General features: G+C 62.4%; 15 protein-coding genes. 1 reads left to right on the top strand and 14 read right to left on the bottom strand.

Annotated features, from left to right (window positions below):
* The 11 genes from AC097N_RS01840 to AC097N_RS01790 all read right to left on the bottom strand — a co-directional run bounded on the left by AC097N_RS01840 (position 1) and on the right by AC097N_RS01790 (position 11200).
* Positions 1–1011 (bottom strand): hypothetical protein, encoded by a 1011-nt coding sequence (locus AC097N_RS01840; RefSeq protein WP_479579018.1) that lies wholly within the window; start codon positions 1009–1011, stop codon positions 1–3.
* 144 nt (positions 1012–1155) lie between these two features.
* Positions 1156–3390, bottom strand: coding sequence for a YccS family putative transporter (gene yccS, locus AC097N_RS01835; RefSeq protein ID WP_479579017.1), 2235 nt, complete (start codon positions 3388–3390; stop codon positions 1156–1158).
* 80 nt (positions 3391–3470) lie between these two features.
* A complete protein-coding gene (locus AC097N_RS01830) occupies positions 3471–4184 on the bottom strand; it encodes an alpha/beta fold hydrolase (protein ID WP_479579016.1) in 714 nt (237 codons plus the stop codon).
* A gap of 99 nt (positions 4185–4283) precedes the next feature.
* Positions 4284–5285 carry an aldo/keto reductase gene (locus AC097N_RS01825; protein ID WP_479579015.1) on the bottom strand — a complete coding sequence of 334 codons (1002 nt, stop codon included), beginning with the start codon at positions 5283–5285 and terminating at the stop codon, positions 4284–4286.
* A gap of 106 nt (positions 5286–5391) precedes the next feature.
* Positions 5392–6351, bottom strand: a complete 960-nt coding sequence (locus tag AC097N_RS01820; protein WP_479579014.1) for a Gfo/Idh/MocA family oxidoreductase — start codon at positions 6349–6351, stop codon at positions 5392–5394.
* Positions 6352–7218: a class III extradiol dioxygenase subunit beta gene (locus tag AC097N_RS01815; protein WP_479579013.1), complete on the bottom strand. Its 867-nt coding sequence runs from the start codon at positions 7216–7218 to the stop codon at positions 6352–6354. It abuts the gene before it with no gap.
* A gap of 1 nt (position 7219) precedes the next feature.
* Positions 7220–7663 (bottom strand): protocatechuate 4,5-dioxygenase subunit alpha, encoded by a 444-nt coding sequence (ligA, locus tag AC097N_RS01810; RefSeq protein ID WP_479579012.1) that lies wholly within the window; start codon positions 7661–7663, stop codon positions 7220–7222.
* 2 nt (positions 7664–7665) lie between these two features.
* On the bottom strand, positions 7666–8571 hold the full coding sequence (locus tag AC097N_RS01805; RefSeq protein WP_479579011.1) for an amidohydrolase family protein: 906 nt from the start codon (positions 8569–8571) through the stop codon (positions 7666–7668).
* Positions 8572–8748: 177 nt separating this feature from the next.
* The gene (gene ligK, locus AC097N_RS01800) at positions 8749–9444 is read right to left on the bottom strand and encodes a 4-carboxy-4-hydroxy-2-oxoadipate aldolase/oxaloacetate decarboxylase (protein ID WP_479579010.1); all 696 of its coding nucleotides are present in this window, start codon (positions 9442–9444) and stop codon (positions 8749–8751) included.
* 16 nt (positions 9445–9460) lie between these two features.
* Positions 9461–10489, bottom strand: a complete 1029-nt coding sequence (locus tag AC097N_RS01795) for an amidohydrolase family protein (RefSeq protein ID WP_479579009.1) — start codon at positions 10487–10489, stop codon at positions 9461–9463.
* A 51-nt stretch (positions 10490–10540) separates the two neighbouring features.
* Positions 10541–11200 (bottom strand): substrate-binding domain-containing protein, encoded by a 660-nt coding sequence (locus AC097N_RS01790; RefSeq protein ID WP_479579191.1) that lies wholly within the window; start codon positions 11198–11200, stop codon positions 10541–10543.
* Positions 11201–11384: 184 nt separating this feature from the next.
* On the opposite strand from AC097N_RS01790, the gene AC097N_RS01785 reads away from it, so the two are divergent.
* Positions 11385–12296, top strand: coding sequence for a LysR substrate-binding domain-containing protein (locus AC097N_RS01785; RefSeq protein WP_479579008.1), 912 nt, complete (start codon positions 11385–11387; stop codon positions 12294–12296).
* 14 nt (positions 12297–12310) lie between these two features.
* Here the strand turns inward: AC097N_RS01785 and parC are convergent, their stop codons facing one another.
* The 3 genes from parC to AC097N_RS01770 are packed head-to-tail and all read right to left on the bottom strand — an operon-like array spanning position 12311 to position 17358.
* Positions 12311–14674, bottom strand: coding sequence for a DNA topoisomerase IV subunit A (parC, locus tag AC097N_RS01780; protein ID WP_479579007.1), 2364 nt, complete (start codon positions 14672–14674; stop codon positions 12311–12313).
* Positions 14675–14689: 15 nt separating this feature from the next.
* Positions 14690–15346 carry a lytic transglycosylase domain-containing protein gene (locus AC097N_RS01775; RefSeq protein WP_479579006.1) on the bottom strand — a complete coding sequence of 219 codons (657 nt, stop codon included), beginning with the start codon at positions 15344–15346 and terminating at the stop codon, positions 14690–14692.
* Between the two features lie 41 nt (positions 15347–15387).
* Positions 15388–17358, bottom strand: coding sequence for a DNA topoisomerase IV subunit B (locus tag AC097N_RS01770; RefSeq protein WP_479579005.1), 1971 nt, complete (start codon positions 17356–17358; stop codon positions 15388–15390).
* Between the last annotated feature and the right edge of the window lie 34 nt (positions 17359–17392).

Here is a 17392-nt window from a genome sequence, read left to right as displayed (position 1 = left end):
TCAGGAATCCCAGTCGCCGCTCATGTCACCGCCGCTGGCGAGCGCGTCGCCATCGTCCCAGGAGCCGTTGTCGGCCATACCGAAGTTCTGGCCGCCCATGTCGGGGTTGCTGGCCAGCGACTCCTGGCTGTTGTTGTTGGCCAGGTGGTCGCCTTGTGCCGGGTGGCTCTCGTTGCCCATGAGGCTTTTGCCGATGGCTTGTGCGGCCATCACCCCAGCGCCGACCGCCAGGCCCGTGGCGAGACCGCCCATGACCCGTCCGCCCATGCCGCTGCCTGCAGGCTGGCCATACGCTTGCCCATAACCAGGTTGTTGGCCGTGGCCGGGCTGGCCGTAGGGCGGGGCCATGGTACCGGCGCCGCCGTTGTTGCCCATGCCAAAGCCTTGAGGACCATTGAGGCCGCCCGGCATGCCACCGGTGTTGCCTGTGCCATAAGCACCTGGGCTGGAACCAGCTTGAGCGTAGGCCCCTTGCGGCATGCCCGCCTGCGCCGTCTTTTTACGTGACTTGAAAATGAAGAAAGCAATGGCAGCACCGCCCGCGGCCAAGGCCAGGCCCCAGGGGAATGACGATGCTGGGCTCACGGGTGCCGAATACGCGGGCGACGTGGACAACGAACGGCTGCTTTGGGCGTTGTTGACCGGCGCGCTGTTCGCTGATGCGCCGGTTTTGGCGCTGAGCTGGTTGCGCAGGGCCATCACGGCCTCGGACTTGGCAAATGGCAGGCCGGGGGCGAGCTTCTCGGCGGTGGCCAAAGAATCACGCGCTTGGCTCAGCTTGCCCTGGCGGGCCGACAGCTCGGCCTGCACAAAGTGCGCCTTGGCGCTGCCGGGGTGGGCCACCAGCACCTGCTGCATCATCACCTGGGCCTTGTCCAGCTGCCCCGCCTGGGCCGTGTCATACACCTGCTTGAGCGTGGGTTCTGACTGGGCCATGGCCAGACCGGAGCCCACCATGGCGGCGACCACCACCCACTTGCCGATGCGCTGCTTGATTGATCCGTTGAACATGCGTTGTGCCTTTGGAAAAGGTTGTTGTTGAAATACCCCAGCGATGTGGTGCCATCTGTGCGTTAAACAAGGGGCGCACACGTGGAGAAGCCAGTAAATTTAAGGTAAATCGGCCTGTAGCCCATACAGGACGTGCGGGAGAAGCTATGTTTTCAATAGCGACTCAGGCGCTGTAAAAACAGGGGCAGATGGCGCGCGGGACACCAGTTCTGCGGCCTGCTCACACAGATCGGGCAACAAACGCAGGCACAAGACCAGCTGTGCCTGCAGCACACGGCACCCCTCCGACACCGCTTCACCGTTCAGTGTGGACGCCAGCGTCTTGAGCCGTTCGGCGTCCTGCGGGCGGTTGGCCGCGCCCAAGGTGCGGCGTTCGTCCAGCGCCAAGGCCAGGGCGTCCAGCGTGATCAGTAAGTACGACGCGGCGTGTGCCGAGGCCTCATCCGGCAGAACGAGTTGCTGCGTATCGCGGTGCGCGCCCAGCGCCGAGAGGTAGTTCAGAAACGTGTGCGACAGCACCAGAAAACGCGTGCCCGCCCCGGCATGGCGGCGCACATAAAACGGCTCCTGAAACACCGCCGACAAGGCGCCGGACAGGGCCGCATCGGCGTTGTGCGCATCGCGCCGGGCCAGCCGGTAGGCCAGGTGGTCCTGCTTGCCGGACCGGTACTGGGCCATGATCTCGCGCAGGTACTGGGCCTGGGCCCGCACCGCCTGCGCTGCCACGCGGTGCAGCTGGCGCGACTGCCAGCTGGGCAGCACCAGCCACACGGCCAGCCCGGCGATCAGGCTGCCCAAGAGCGTGTCATACAGGCGCGGCACGATCAGGCCAAAGCCGTCGCCCACCTGGTTGAACGACAGCAGCACCAGCGAGGTGATGGCCGCCGTGGCCAGCGTGTACTGCGACTGGCGCGTGGCAAAAAACACCACGCCCGCCACCACCGTGAAGGCCGATTGCGCGAGCACGTCAGGGAACAATCGCAGCAACACCCAGCCCACCACCAGGCCCAACACCGTGCCGCTGATGCGCTGCGCCAAACGCTTGAGCGTGGCGCCGTACTTGGGCTGGCACACAAATATGATGGTCAGCAAAATCCAGAGCCCGTAGTGGTCGCCCGTGGCCAGCATGACGCCGTAGCCCACCATCAGCGCCAGGCTCATGCGCAGCGCATGGCGCATGAGGGGCGATGCCAGGTGCCACTGCGCGCGCAGGCGCTGCCAGCCCTCGGCCACCGAACGCGGGTTGCGGTCGAGCAAGCTGGTATCGGTGGGCAACGGCCCGTTGAGCGGGTCCAGCACTGTGCCCAGCACCTGCGCCAGACCGCTCAGGTTGGCAGCCAGCGCCCGCAGGGAACGCAGCGGGCCCGCGCCCAGCGTGGGGGCCGCCTCCTGGGGCGCCCGTGTTTCGATGTGGCGCAGCGAGGCCTTCAGGTCATCGAGGGCGCGTGCGGTCACGCCGTCCTGCACCGTGGCGCCGCGCTGCTGGATGACGCGCGCCAGCGTCAGGCAGTCCTGCCCCAGCAGGTCAAGCACGCGCTGGCAGCGGTACAGCACATCGCTGTGGAAGAAAGCGTTGGCCAGCACGTCGTACTGGTCATGCGAGGACGTGACTCGTTCGTGCACGTCTTGCGCCACAAAATAAATCTGCAGCGCCTCGCGCAGCCACGCAGGCGACGGGCCCGGCCCGAGGCGGATGAACAGACTGTCCTTGACCGCGTTCAGCGCCTCGACCACGCGCCCGTTGTGCAGCGCGAGCGACAGTCGCCTGCGCTCCAGGTCAATGCCGCGCACAGGCTCCAGCAGGCGGGACTTGAGCTGCAGGTACACGCCCAGCACCTCGTACAAGGCGGCCATTTTTTGGCGCACGGTGAGCATGGGCAGGGCGGCGGCCCACAGCACCGCAATCAGCCCGTACCACGCCGCACCGGCCAGCAACAGGGACACCGACCACGGCGCCGAGGCATGGCCGGGCTGCGGCTGGGCCGCAAGCGCCGTGTAGATGGCCAGAATCAGCGTGGCAAACGCCATGGCGCGGTAGCGCTCGCCCAGCGCCCCCAGCAGCGTCAGGGCAAAGGCCGAGAGCCCCAGCACCGCCATCAGCCAGCCGGGGTACGGCAGGCTGGTTTTGATGGCCAGCGCCATCGCGGCAAAACACAGCAGGGTGATGAGTTGAGCTTTGAGTTGCCCGCGCCAGCTGTCATCGGTTTCTGCCAGCGCCCCGGCAATCACGCCCAACAGCAGCGGGATGACGGCCTGCGTCTGGTCCAGCCACCAGCCGCCCAGCGTCACGCTGGCCAGTGCGACCAGGGAACGCAGCCCGCGCGAAAAAGCGTCCTGCTTCCAGCCGTGTCGCCAGAACTGGCGCCAGTCATCCCACATCCATCATTCCTCTCTCGGCATTTTTTCGCATGGCTTGCCAGTCGCAAGGATCGCGCCATACGCCCGCAGCGCCCCGCCTCTCAGCGCGCCAGCCACGCGGCAAAGGCGTCGTTGACCGCTTGCGGCTGCTCCAGCGTGCTCATGTGGCCGCATTGCTCGATCACGCACAGCGCAGCATGGGGAATGGCGGCTTGCATGCGTTCGTGCTGGGCTGGTGGGCTCCAGGCGTCGTCACGGCCGCACAGCACCAGCGTGGGGCAGGTGATGGTGGGCAGCAGACCGCCTGCATCAGGCCGGGTGAGCAAGGCCTTGATTTGCGCGGCAAACTGGTCGGCGCTGCTGCGCTCCAGCATGTCCAGAATCGACTGAAACAAAGGCGCATCGCGCTGGTCGGCATGCACCATGGGGCGCGCCCACTGGCTGCCCATGGTGCGCATGCCTTGGCGGCGCGCCTGCGACAACAGCGCCAGGCGCCCTGCCCGCTCGCGTTCGCCATCCTTGCCTGCGGGCAGCGGATGGGTGCCGGTGTCCAGCAAGGCCAGGCGCTGCACGCGCTGCGGTGCCAACCGCAGCACCTCCAGCGCCACACGCCCGCCCATGGAGTGCCCGGCCAGGGCGAAGCGCTGGGCAGGTGCCGTGGCCAGCACGTGCTCGGCCATGGCGGTGAGGGTGTCGCGCAGGCCGTAATCGGGCACGACGCAGTTAGCGCGGTCGGAGAGCGCCTGCACTTGGGGCGCCCACACGGCCGCGTCACACATCAGGCCGGGCAACAAAAGCAAGGTGGGTTTCATCATGAATTTATATAAAACAGGCCGCTAGCCCAGGTAGGACGTGCGCAAGCAGCTATTAAATTTATAGCAGACTCAATACACACCCGGCTCAGAAGGTTTCGCTCAAAAAGTTTCCGTATCCACTTCGCTGTTGCCCTGCGCGTTGTAGCGGGAGCCCTGCACGGCATCGGGGTGAAACAAACCATCCAGCCTGGCGATGGTGGCCGGGCTGAGCGACACCTGCGCCGCGTCCAGGTCTTCCGCCAGATGCGCCACGCTGGTGGTGCCGGGAATGGGGATGATGTTGTCGTCCTTGTGCAGCAGCCAGGCGATGGCCAGCTGCGACGGGCTGCAACCCACCTCACGCGCCACGGCTTTCAAGGACGCCAGCAACTGCAGGTTGGCGGCGTAGTTCTCGGGCGTGAAGCGCGGCATGCTGCGGCGAATGTCTTTGGCGTCCAGCGCGGCCACGTCCATCGGGCCGCACAGAAAGCCCCGGCCCACCGGGCTGAAGGCGACAAAGGCCACGCCCAATGCCTTGCAGGCCTGCAGCACGGCAATCTCGGGGTTGCGCGTCCACAGCGAGTACTCGGTCTGCAGTGCCGCAATGGGGTGCACGGCGTGGGCCTTGCGCAAGGTGGCGGCGGACACTTCGGACAGGCCAATGCTGCGGATGTAGCCTTTGCGCACCAGGTCGCTCAGGGCGCCCACGCTGTCCTCGATCGGTATTTTTTTGTCCCAGCGGTGCAGGTAATACAGGTCAATCACATCCGTCTGCAGGCGGCGCAAGCTGTCCTCGCAGGTCTTGCGGATGGTCTCGGGGCGGCCGTCGATCACGCGCACGGGTTTGCCGTCACCGTTCAGGTCCACGCCCTGCATGCCGCACTTGCTGGCCAGGGTGAATTTCTGGCGGTGCGGTTTCATGACCTTGCCGACCAGGGTTTCGTTGGCGCCAAAGCCGTAGAGGGCCGCGGTGTCGAACAGGGTGACGCCCGCGTCCAGCGCACTCAGGAGCACGCGCTCGCCCTGCTCTGCCGATACGGGCGCGCCGTAAGCGTGGCTCAGGTTCATGCAGCCCAGGCCAATGGACGAGACTTTGAATTCGCCAAGATGTCGTGTTTGCATATTTTTTCTCCGGTTAGAACGCAAATCGGGGTCAGAGCACATCGCCGCAGTGCGACGAGTGATCCAACCCCAATTTACTGACCCCAATGGGCGATGGGTGATTCTATTAACCCGCGTTGAGTTGCTGCTCCAAATCATGCAACACCTGGTAGCAGGGCAGCACGCTGGCCACGCTGCTGTTGGGCTGGCGGCCTTCGCGGATGGCGGCGAAGAACTCGCGGTCTTGCAGTTCAATGCCGTTCATGGACACATCCACCTGGCTCACGTCGATCTTCTCGTCCTTGCCGGTGAACAGGTCGTCGTAACGCGCCAGGTAAGTGGCCGTGTCGCCGATGTAGCGGAAGAAGGTACCCAGGGGGCCGTCGTTGTTAAACGAAAGCGACAAGGTGCAGATCGCTCCGTTGGCCGCCTGGAGCTGGATGGACATGTCCATCGCAATCCCCAGCGTGGGGTGAATCGGGCCCTGCACGGCGTTGGCCTTGACGATGGGGCTGCCGCACTGGTAGGCAAACAGGTCCACCGTGTGGGCTGCGTGGTGCCACAGCAGGTGGTCGGTCCAGCTGCGTGCCTGGCCCAGCGCGTTCATGTTGGTACGGCGGAAGAAGTAGGTTTGCACATCCATTTGCTGGATGTTGAACCGGCCTGCCGTGATCTCTTTGTGCACGTACTGGTGGCTGGGGTTGAAGCGGCGGGTGTGGCCGCACATCGCCACCAGGCCAGTCTGCTCCTGAATGGCGGCCACTTCAAGGGCGCCCCGCAGGGTGTCGGCCAACGGAATCTCCACCTGCACGTGTTTGCCGGCTTTCATGCAGGCAATACTTTGCTCGGCGTGCATCTGGGTGGGCGTACACAGAATGACGGCGTCCACCTCGGGCAGGGCCAGGCTGTCAGCCAGATCGGTGGCGACATGGCCGATGCCATACAGGGCAGCAGTTTCACGGGTTTTTTCCAGGTCGCGGCTGATCAGGGAGACGACTTCAACGCCGTCAATGTTCTTGATGCCGTCCAGGTGTTTGATGCCGAAGGCGCCAGCGCCAGCGAGGGCGACTTTGATGGTTTTTCTCATTTAAACGTTCTCCAGAATGACGTGGCCGACGGCCGTGTTGGATGCGGGGACATGGTAGAAGCGGTGCTTCAGCCGGGGCGCCTCACCCCCGTTGACATCGTCCATGGCGCCACGGGCAATCAGCCACATGACGAGTTCAATGCCCTCGGAGCCAGCTTCACGCACGTAGTCGATGTGGGGGATGGCCGCCGCGGCAGCGGGGTCGGCAATCAGCTTGTCCAGAAAGACGTTGTCGAACTCCTTGTTGATCAGGCCCGCACGTGGACCCTGCAACTGGTGGCTCATACCGCCCGTGCCCCAGATCTGCACATTCAGGTCTTTGTCAAAACTGTCCACCGCCTTGCGAATGGCCTTGCCCAGGTTGAAGCAACGCTGGCCACTCGGCACGGGGTACTGCACCACATTGACGGCAAACGGAATCACCGGGCAGGGCCAGTGGAAATCGTCCGCTGGGGGCTGGCCGCACATGAGGGACAAGGGCACGGTCAGGCCATGGTCCACGTCCATCTTGTTGACGATGGTCAGGTCAAAGTCTTGCTGGATGACCGACTGCGCAATGTGCGCGGCCAGCTCCGGGTGGCCTTGCACCACGGGCACGGGGCGCGGACCCCAGCCTTCGTCCGCGGGTTGGTAGGACTCCGCCGTGCCAATGGCAAAGGTGGGAATCATGTCCAGGCTGAAGGCCGTGGCGTGGTCGTTGAAGACCAGGATGATGACGTCCGGCTTGTTGTCCTTCATCCACTGCTTGGAGTACTCGTAGCCCGCAAACAGCGGCTGCCAGTACGGCTCGGTGGTCTTGCCCAGGTCAATGGCCGCGCCGATGGCGGGCACGTGGGAGGTGAAAACGGAGGCGGTTATTTTTGCCATGTCAGTTGCTTTCTTTGTTGCCAGCCTGGCCTTGGGGTTGGCGGTGGGCCTGCGCGTCGCCGTCTTCACCGACAACACGGTTGCCGTTGGCCGAGCGGCCTCCACTGATCATCATGTTGCGGTATTCCTCTTCGGTCATGCCAGTCATGCTGCCCGCCATTTGCTGGAAGCTCTTGCCGTCGGTCGCGCCGATTTTGGCGAGGAAATAAATGTTGCCGCCTGCGGCAATGCAGCGGTTGAGGTCGCGGGCCAGCACGGCCTGCTTCTGCTCTTCGGTCATCGGCCACTCATTGAGGTAGGCCACCTCGTCGGCCTTGAAGCGCTCGCGGTTGGCGGCCTTCATGAGCGACATGCAGAACTGGTTCAAGTGGTAGCCCTTGCGCGATTGCTCGGCATCAAAAATGGTGGTGCCGGGCACGTCCAGGTAAGGTTTGTCGAGTGACATGGTTAGCTCCAGTACAGCCGGTTGGGGTTGTCCACGAGCAGCTTTTGTTGCAGCTCGGGCGTGGGCGCAATGTGCGGGATGAAATCGACCAGCAGGCCATCGTCAGGCATGTGGTCTTTGAGGTTGGGGTGTGGCCAGTCGGTGCCCCACAGCACGCGGTCGGGGAACTCGTCCACCAGGCGTTTGGCAAACGGCACCACATCGGCGTAGGCATTTTGTTCGCCGTTCAGGGCTTTGGGGCCGCTGACCGACAGACGCTCAGGGCAGCTCACCTTGCTCCAGATGTTCGGGTGCTCGCGCATCATCTTCACGAACAGCTCGAACTCGGGACCGTCCACGGGTTTGCTCACATCGGGGCGGCCCATGTGGTCCACCACCACGGTGGTGGGCAGCGCGGTGAAGAAGTCATACAGCTCAGGCAGGTCAACCGCCTCAAAGTAAATCACCACATGCCAGCCCAGGGGCGCGATACGGTTGGCAATCTCCAGCAGCACCTCACGCGGGGTGAAGTCGGCCAGGCGTTTGACAAAGTTGAAACGCGTGCCGCGCACACCGGCGGCGTGCATGGCTTGCAACTCCGCATCGGTCACGTTGCGGTTGACGGTGGCCACGCCCTTGGCCTTGCCGTTCGATGCGTTGAGGGCATCGACCAGCGCACGGTTGTCGGAGCCGTGGCAGGTGGCCTGCACGATCACGTTTTTCTCAAACCCCAGGTGGTCGCGCAGGGCGAACAACTGTTCTTTGGACGCATCACACGGGGTGTACTTGCGCTCGGGGGCGTAGGGAAACTGGTCCCCGGGGCCAAAGACGTGGCAATGCGCGTCCACAGCGCCTGCGGGCAGTTTGAAGCGGGGTTTACTGGGGCCGGTGTACCAGTCCAGCCAGCCCGGGGTTTTAGTGAATTCCATGCGATTCCTTTTATTTGCTATCAATTAAATAGCTGCTTACGCAGTATCTACGTCGGCTAGAGGCTGTTTTACCAAAAAGCCAAAAGCCTGGGCGGTAAAGCGTTCTGTGTAGGTCAAGGAGGAGGCCACAGGCCGGGGGACACGAAACAGAACGCTTTGCCGTCCAGGCGCTTACGCTCAGTCCACGTAGCGCAACCCCGCCTTCTCCAGGCCTTCACGCATCTTGTAGTAGTCCAGACCCAGCACGCCCGAGGCAAACACGGCCCGCTTGTCACCTTCGAAGCTCTCACGCTTTTCAGCCGCATCGGCCACCTGCGTCGCCAAAGCGGCAGGCACCACGACCACGCCGTCCACATCGGCAATCACCACGTCGCCGGGGTTGACGATGGCACCGGCGCAAACAACCTGGATGTTGACCGAGCCCAGCGTGGCCTTGATCGTGCCCTTGGAATTGATGGCCTTGCTAAACACGGGGAAGCCCATCTTCTCGAGGTCGGCCACATCGCGCACGCCGCCGTCGATGATCAGGCCCTTGGCGCCGCGCGCCTGAAAGCTGGTGGCCAGCAGGTCACCAAAGAAACCGTCTTCGTTGTCGGTGGTGCAAGCGGCCACGGCCACGTCACCGGGTTGCAACTGCTCGGCGGCCACGTGCATCATCCAGTTGTCGCCGGGTTGCAGCAACACGGTCACCGCCGTGCCGCAGATTTTGGCGCCGTTGTACACGGGGCGCATGTAGGGCTTCATCAGGCCGACGCGGCCCATGGCTTCGTGGATGGTGGCCACGCCGAGTTTGGACAGGCGCTCGACAGCGGCTTTGTCAGCGCGCACGATGTTGCGCTTGACGATGCCCAGTTGGTTCATGGGTAGTGTCATGGTTTATCTCCTTGAATTATTGGTTTTTGGCTTTGAGGAAGGCGTCCAGACGCGGGAACACGCGGCGCGCGTTGCCTTCATAAATCTCGTAGCGGTCGGCATCGCTCAGAATTTTTGACGCTTCGATGTAGCGTTTGGTGTCATCGTAGTAGTGGCCGGTTTCGGGGTCGATACCGCGCACCGCGCCAATCATCTCGCTGGCAAACAGCACGTTTTTCACCGGGATCACGGTGTTGAGCAAGTCAATACCGGGCTGGTGGTACACGCAGGTGTCAAAGTAAATGTTGTTCAGCAGGTGCTCGCTCAGCAGCGGTTTTTTCAGCTCTTGCGCCAGGCCACGGAAACGGCCCCAGTGGTAAGGCACCGCGCCGCCGCCGTGCGGAATCAGAAAGCGCAGCGTGGGGAATTCCTTGAACAAGTCACTGGTCAGGCACTGCATGAAGGCCGTGGTGTCGGCGTTCAGGTAATGGGCGCCAGTGGTGTGGAAGCAGCTGTTGCAGCTGGTGCTGACGTGAATCATGGCGGGAATGTCGTACTCCACCATCTTCTCGTAGATGGGGTACCAGGCCTTGTCGCTCAGCGGGGGCGAGGTCCAGTGGCCGCCGCTCGGATCGGGGTTCAGGTTGATGCCGACGTTGCCGTATTCCTTGACGCATTTTTCCAGCTCGGGAATGCAGGTGGCGGGGTCCACGCCGGGGCTTTGCGGCAGCATGGCGGCGGGCACAAAGTTGTCGGGAAACAACTGGGCCACGCGGTAGCACAGCTCATTGCAGATGGCCGCCCAGGTGCTGGAGACATTGAAGTCGCCAATGTGGTGCGCCATGAAGCTGGCGCGCGGCGAGAAGATGGTGAGGTCACTGCCCCGCTCTTTCATCAGGCGCAGCTGGTTTTGCTCAATGGTCTCGATCAGCTCGTCGTCGCTGATTTTGAGGTCAGCCACTTTGGGCATCATGGCCGGGTCCTTGATGCCGGCAATTTGCTGGTTGCGCCAGTTTTCCAGCGATTTGGGGGCCGTGGTGTAGTGGCCGTGGCAGTCAATGATCATGGTGAGTCTCCTGGTGTTGTCGTGGTGTTGTGTGTCACAGCGGTGGCAAGCTCAAGCGGGCTCCATGCCCTGCTGTCGTTTGGCATCCGCCGCGTCGGGCCCGCTCATGAAATCGAGCAAAGCACGAACGGCGCCGGCCTGCGCAGAGGTCGTGCAGCAGCCGGCAGAAAAAGTCGTGGTGATCTGGATCGCCGATGGCAAGGGCCCCACCACCGCAATGCCTTCGACGTGAATCAGTTCGCTGAGTTGCTGAAAGCCCAGCGCCACCTCGCCCCGCGCGATCAGCGCACCGACCGGCACACCGGGAGGCGGCACCACGAGACGCGCCTGAACAGCGTCGGCAATACCCCAGCGCTCAAACAATTTCATCAGGGCCACGCCACTGGGCCCGGTGGAGTAACTCAGGCTGGGCGCGGCCAGAACCGCCTGGCGCACAGCGTCTTCCGAGCTGATGTCGGGCTGGGGCATGCCCGCGCGCACGGCAACCGCCACGCCCGAGTGCGCCAGATCGCGCTTGCTCTTGGCGTCGATGTGGCCTGAAGCTATCAGTTTATCGATGGCGTCGGAGGCCAAAAACACCACATCGAAGGCTTCACCCGCCTGAACACGCCGGGCCGCATCCACCCCGCCCACCGACTCCATGTCAAGGCGCCAGCCCGTGCGCTGTGTCAACGCCGATGCCAGCTGGGCCAGCAATTGGCGGGTCGCCATGGACGAGATGCCGCGCAGACTCACGGGCGTGGCGGAGATGGTGGACAGGGTAGAGGAATGGGACGCAGCAGAATTCATGGGTCGTATTCTGGCGCTCACGACCCCATTTGTTAAGAGAATGATGCAACTATCAGCTATCACACATTGGCATAATTAACACCTAGCTATTCAAAGAAGGCGCCTCATGGACCTCAAACAACTGGAATACTTTGTCCGCGTGGCCGAACTAGGCAGTTTCACCCGCGCCTCCATCGCGCTGGACATTGCACAGCCTGCGCTCAGCCGCCAGGTCCGCCTGCTGGAAGTGGAGTTGCGCCAAAACCTGCTGACGCGCAATGGCCGCGGCGCCGTCCCGACCGAGGCGGGCAAACTGCTGCTGGCGCACGGCCGCGGCATTTTGCATCAGGTCGAACGCGCGCGGGAAGAACTCGGGCGCGTGCGCGGGTCGCTGGCCGGCCGCGTGGCGGTGGGCCTGCCGACCAGTCTGGCGCGCATATTGACCGTGCCGCTGATCCGGGCGTTTCGCCTGCAGATGCCGGACGCTACCCTGTCCATCAGCGAAGGCCTGTCCGTGGCCATGCAAGAGTCATTGGTGAACGGGCGGCTGGACATTGCCGTGCTTTACAACACCCCGCCCAGCACGGAAGTTGACATCACGCCGCTGCTGGAAGAAGACCTGTTGCTGGTGCAGGCCCGCCCGCCCGGCCTGCAGGAAGACCCGGCACCGGGCCCCATCTCCTTGAAAGCCGTCTCGGAGCTGCCGCTGGTCATTCCCAGCCGACCCAACGCGATCCGCATGCATGTGGAGTCGGAAATGGCCAACATTGGCTGCCGCCTGAAAATTGCGCTGGAGATTGACGGTGTCTCGGCCATCCTGGACTTGGTCGCTGACGGGGCAGGATGCGCCGTGCTGTCGCGCCATGCGGTGGCCAACTCGGTCCGGCCATCGGCTTTTTCGGTGCGCACGATCCATGAACCACCCCTGCGCACCAAAGTGTCAGTGGCCACCAGCTCGCTGCGCCCCACCACCCTCACCCAGCAAGCCACGCTCCAACTGATTCGCGAGACGGCGGAAAAAATCATCCGCATCGACTGAATCAGCCGGGTGCCTTACTCAACCCGGGTGAGGGATGCGGGTTTGAAGCCGAGGTCGGCGGCCTTGCCTTTGAGGCCGCGCGCCGAACGGGCATTGTTAAGGCTGCGAATCTCCAGCGTTTCATCACGCGCTTTGCCGCCCCGGCCCATGCCTTCGATCTTCACGCTACGCGTGTAAGCCGCAGCACCCGCCAGGGTGTCTTTTGCTTCCAGGTTGATCAGCATCAGACCGCGGCCCCCGTTGGTCATGGACTTGAGGTCCTTGATCTCAAAGGTCAAAATTCGCCCGCCCGTGGAGGCGCAGGCCACATGGGTCGCTGGCACCACCGGCACCGCACCAGAGCCGCCCGCCACCACCGAGGGCTTGCACAAAGTCTCCCCCTCGTTGCAGGTGACGAAGGCCTTGCCCGCCTTGAGGCGTGAGGTCATGCTGTCGACCGAGGCCATGAAACCATAACCACCGGAACTGCTCAGCAGCAAAGTGGCGCTGGCAGGGCCTGCGTAGTAATACGCCAACTGTGTACCCGCTTCGAGCTCCAGCAAGGTGGTGATGGGCTGACCATCACCCCGGGCCCCCGGCAGCAATGAAACGGCCACAGAATAAATGCGCCCGTTGTTGCCAAAGGCCAGCAGCGTGTCCACGGTACGACACTCAAACGTGCCGTACAGGCCGTCACCGGCCTTGAAGGCAAAGCTTGTCGGCTCATGCCCGTGACCGGTGCGCGCGCGCACCCAGCCCTTTTCGCTGACGACCACGGTGACGGGTTCGTCCAGCACCTTGACCTCCAGCACCGCCTTTTTCTCGGCCTGAATCAGCGTGCGGCGCGGGTCGGCAAAGGTTTTGGCGTCAAGCTCGATCTCCTTGATCATCAGGCGGCGCAAGGCGGCGGGGTTGCCCAGAATCTCTTCCAGGCCTTTTTGCTCCGTGCGCAGCGCGGCAAGTTCCTGCTCGATCTTGATGGCTTCCAGCCGGGCCAACTGGCGCAGGCGGATTTCAAGAATGTCTTCAGCCTGCCGCTCGGACAGGTCAAAGCGCGCCATGAGCGCCACTTTGGGGTCGTCGGACTGGCGAATGATGGCAATCACTTCGTCAATATTGAGCAGCACCAGCTGCCGGCCTTCCAAAATATGGATGCGGTCCAACACTTTGTTGAGGCGGTGCCGGGAGCGCCGCTCGACCGTGATCTGGCGGAAGTCAATCCACTCGGACAGCATTTGACGCAGTGACTTTTGCGTTGGCCGGCCATCCAGCCCCACCATGGTGAGGTTGATGGGGGACGAGGTTTCCAGACTGGTGTGGGCCAGCAGCGTGGTGATTAGTTCCTGCTGCTGAATGCGACTGGTTTTGGGTTCGCAGACCAGGCGCACGGCGGCGTCTTTGCTGGACTCGTCGCGCACCACATCCAGCACGGACAAGACGGTGGCCTTGAGCTGGTTTTGTTCGATCGACAAGGCCTTTTTGCCCGCCTTGATTTTGGGATTGGTCAGCTCTTCAATTTCTTCCAGTACCCGCTGGGTGCTGACGCCCGGCGGCAACTCGGTGACCACCAGTTGCCATTGACCCCGTGCCAACTCTTCAATTTTCCAGCGGGCGCGCACTTTCAGCGAGCCGCGCCCGGTGCGATAGACCTCGGCAATGTCACCGGCCGTGCTGGTGATCTGGCCGCCGCCCGGATAGTCTGGCCCCGGAATCAGGGCGAGCAGTTCTTCATGCGTGAGCTTCGGGTTCTTGATCAGCGCCACGCAGGCATCCGCTATTTCACGCAAATTGTGGCTGGGGATTTCAGTCGCCAGCCCGACGGCGATGCCGCTGGCCCCATTGAGCAAGGCAAACGGCAAGCGGGCTGGTAACTGGCGCGGCTCTTCGGTGGAGCCATCGTAGTTGGGCGAAAAATCAACCGTGCCTTCGTCAATTTCATCCAGCAGCAAGCTGGTGATCTTGGCCAACCGCGCCTCGGTATAACGCATGGCGGCGGCGCCATCGCCGTCGCGCGAGCCAAAGTTGCCCTGACCGTCGATCAGCGGATAACGCAAGGAAAAGTCCTGCGCCATGCGCACCGCGGCGTCGTACACCGAGGAGTCACCGTGCGGATGAAACCGGCCCAGCACATCACCCACCACGCGGGCGCATTTGACCGGCTTGGCCCCGGTGTTGCCGTTGGCCCCGCCGAACCCCAGGCCCATGCGGGACATGGAATACAAAATGCGTCGCTGCACCGGCTTCTGACCGTCGCAGACGTCAGGCAAGGCACGGCCTTTGACCACGCTGAGGGCGTACTCCAGGTAGGCACGTTGCGCATAGGACGCGAGGCTGGGAGAGTCGCCGCCGTCTTCAGGTGGCGTGCTGGGGGAAAAGTCGAGTATCGGTTGGTCGCTCATGGAAACGGGTCTGTCTCAATCTGGAAGTTTGGCTGAGGGCAATGGAATATCCATGGATGCCCCCGTTGAAATCACGTTGTCGCGCTCACGGGCGCCGTCTGGCAACTCTTGGGCAGCCATCGCGGGCGCATCAGTTAGGTCAGTTGATAGCAGGCGAGACTTGAGTTGTGCATACGTCTGCAGAACACTTTTGACGTATTGCTGCGTCGTTTTGATGTTCGGAATTTTGTTGCCGGCCCGCCTGACGGTGCCTTCGCCGGCGTTGTAGGCCGCGACAGCCAGTTCAAGCTGACCGGGAAACAGATTCATCAGGTAGCGCAGGTAGCGGCTACCCGTGTTGACATTGGTCCCCGGATCAGACAGCTTTTTGCGGATGGAGGTGGTCTTGTCCCCTCGCACGCCAAAATTGGCGGCCGTGGCGGGCATGATTTGCATCAAACCAACGGCCCCACCGGGCGAAACGGCTGAAGCATCAAAACGGGACTCTTTCGCAATGACGGCGTGCAGCAACTCATATTCAATATTGAACTCATGGGCAGCCGCCTGCAGGTGATGCTTGGCGGTCTGGTAACCGGGATATGCGGAGAACTCGGGCTCCAGCACATCCGCGAAGGCGTTTTGCTGCAAAAATAATAGCAACAAGCCCAGCATCGGCGAGGACTTTAGGCACATTTTACAAAATACCGCAAGCCATACTGACATCATGGCCACCATCAAATGTCAATCTCCACCGTGTCGCCATGCAACTCCATGAGCTCACGTCGGGCCGCGGCCTCCCCTTTGCCCATCAATTTGGTGATCAGTGCTTCGGTATGAGAAAAATCGACATTGCCGAGCTGGACAGGCAACAAGCGGCGGGTATCGGGATTCAGGGTGGTTTCCCACAACTGCACCGCATTCATCTCGCCCAGTCCCTTGAACCGGCTGATGCTCCAGGCCGCCTCGCGCACACCTTCTTTACGCAGCTTGTCCAAAATGGCGGTCAATTCGCCTTCGTCCAGCGCGTAGGCTTTGGACGCGGGCTTCTTGCCCCGTGCCGGGGCATCGACCCGGAACAGGGGCGGACGCGCCACATAGACATGACCCGCTTCAATCAGCTTGGGAAAGTGCCTGAAGAAAAGTGTGAGCAGCAGCACCTGAATATGTGAGCCGTCCACGTCCGCGTCTGACAGGATGCACACCTTGCCGTAACGCAATCCACTCATATCAGGCGAGTCATTGGGACCATGCGGATCAACGCCAATGGCTACCGAAATGTCGTGAATTTCAGTGTTGGCAAACAGGCGGTCGCGCTCGACCTCCCACGTATTGAGGACCTTGCCACGCAGGGGTAAAACGGCCTGGCTTTCCTTGTCTCGCCCCATCTTGGCGCTGCCGCCTGCCGAGTCGCCTTCGACCAGAAACACTTCGTTGTGCGCCAGATCACGGCTTTCGCAATCGGTCAGCTTGCCCGGCAACACGGCAACGCCGGAGCCCTTGCGTTTTTCAACTTTCTGACCGGCTTTTTGACGGGTTTGGGCCGCTTTGATGGCCAGTTCAGCCAATTTTTTCCCGTATTCCACATGCTGGTTCAACCAGAGTTCCAGGTTCGGCCGCACAAAGCCGGACACCAGCCGTACCGCGTCACGCGAGTTGAGCCGCTCCTTGATCTGCCCCTGGAACTGGGGGTCCAGCACCTTGGCAGACAACACATAATTCGCCCGGGCAAAGACATCTTCAGGCAGGAGCTTGACGCCTTTGGGCAACAGGGAATGCAGCTCAATGAAGCTCTTGACGGCGGTAAACAGACCATCACGCAAGCCGCTTTCGTGGGTGCCGCCTGCGCTGGTGGGAATCAGGTTGACATAGCTTTCACGCACCGGTTGGCCGTCTTCGGTGAAGGCCACGCACCAGGAGGCGCCCTCGCCTTCGGCAAAGCTGTCGCTTTGGGCATCGGCAAAACCTTCCCCCTCAAACATGGGAATGACCAACTCACCATTCAGCGTTTGCGCCAGGTAGTCACGCAGGCCCCCCTTGTAAATCCAGACCTGGGTTTCTTTTGTTTTTTCGTTCACCAGGGTCACGGTGACACCCGGCATCAACACCGCCTTGCTTCGCAGCAGATGAGTCAATTGCCCCATGGGCAAAGCCAGGGTTTCAAAGTATTTGCCATCGGGCCAAACGCGTACCGTCGTTCCTGACTTGCGGTCGCCATCCCCCGCCTTTCGCACTTGCAGTGGCTCGATGACGTCACCACCGGCAAAGGTCAGGCTGGCCACCATGCCTTCACGGTAGGTGGTAGCCTCCAGCCGGGTGGCCAAGGCATTGGTCACGCTGACGCCCACACCATGCAGGCCGCCTGAAAAGCTGTAAGCGCCCCCCTTGCCCTTGTCGAACTTGCCACCGGCATGAAGCTGGGTGAACACCAGTTCAATCACGGGGGCCTTCTCTTCCGGATGAAGGCCAAATGGAATGCCCCGGCCATCGTCTTCAATGCTGATCGAACCATCGATGTGAAGCAATACCTTGATTTTTTTGCCATGCCCCGCCAAGGCCTCATCCGCGGCGTTGTCCAGCACTTCCTGGATCACATGAAGCGGGTTGTCGGTGCGGGTGTACATGCCCGGGCGCTGCTTGACGGGCTCCAGGCCCTTGAGCACACGGATGGAACCTTCTGAATATTCGGGTGTTGGTTTGACTGCCATAGCGGCGAATTGTAGTCTGGACTCCGAAAACAAC

This window comes from Rhodoferax sp. LS1R11 (assembly GCF_056521395.1).
The sequence above is the reverse complement of the archived record's forward strand: the minus strand, read 5'-3'. Positions and strand labels throughout refer to the sequence as shown.

Excerpts from the sequence above, each read along its gene's own strand:
- AC097N_RS01840 (WP_479579018.1), bottom strand. The coding sequence starts at position 1,011 with ATGTTCAACGGATCAATCAAGCAGCGCATCGGCAAGTGGGTGGTGGTC.
- yccS (WP_479579017.1), bottom strand. The coding sequence starts at position 3,390 with ATGTGGGATGACTGGCGCCAGTTCTGGCGACACGGCTGGAAGCAGGAC.
- AC097N_RS01830 (WP_479579016.1), bottom strand. The coding sequence starts at position 4,184 with ATGATGAAACCCACCTTGCTTTTGTTGCCCGGCCTGATGTGTGACGCG.
- AC097N_RS01825 (WP_479579015.1), bottom strand. The coding sequence starts at position 5,285 with ATGCAAACACGACATCTTGGCGAATTCAAAGTCTCGTCCATTGGCCTG.
- AC097N_RS01820 (WP_479579014.1), bottom strand. The coding sequence starts at position 6,351 with ATGAGAAAAACCATCAAAGTCGCCCTCGCTGGCGCTGGCGCCTTCGGC.
- AC097N_RS01815 (WP_479579013.1), bottom strand. The coding sequence starts at position 7,218 with ATGGCAAAAATAACCGCCTCCGTTTTCACCTCCCACGTGCCCGCCATC.
- ligA (WP_479579012.1), bottom strand. The coding sequence starts at position 7,663 with ATGTCACTCGACAAACCTTACCTGGACGTGCCCGGCACCACCATTTTT.
- AC097N_RS01805 (WP_479579011.1), bottom strand. The coding sequence starts at position 8,571 with ATGGAATTCACTAAAACCCCGGGCTGGCTGGACTGGTACACCGGCCCC.
- ligK (WP_479579010.1), bottom strand. The coding sequence starts at position 9,444 with ATGACACTACCCATGAACCAACTGGGCATCGTCAAGCGCAACATCGTG.
- AC097N_RS01795 (WP_479579009.1), bottom strand. The coding sequence starts at position 10,489 with ATGATCATTGACTGCCACGGCCACTACACCACGGCCCCCAAATCGCTG.
- AC097N_RS01790 (WP_479579191.1), bottom strand. The coding sequence starts at position 11,200 with ATGGCGACCCGCCAATTGCTGGCCCAGCTGGCATCGGCGTTGACACAG.
- AC097N_RS01785 (WP_479579008.1), top strand. The coding sequence starts at position 11,385 with ATGGACCTCAAACAACTGGAATACTTTGTCCGCGTGGCCGAACTAGGC.
- parC (WP_479579007.1), bottom strand. The coding sequence starts at position 14,674 with ATGAGCGACCAACCGATACTCGACTTTTCCCCCAGCACGCCACCTGAA.
- AC097N_RS01775 (WP_479579006.1), bottom strand. The coding sequence starts at position 15,346 with ATGTGCCTAAAGTCCTCGCCGATGCTGGGCTTGTTGCTATTATTTTTG.
- AC097N_RS01770 (WP_479579005.1), bottom strand. The coding sequence starts at position 17,358 with ATGGCAGTCAAACCAACACCCGAATATTCAGAAGGTTCCATCCGTGTG.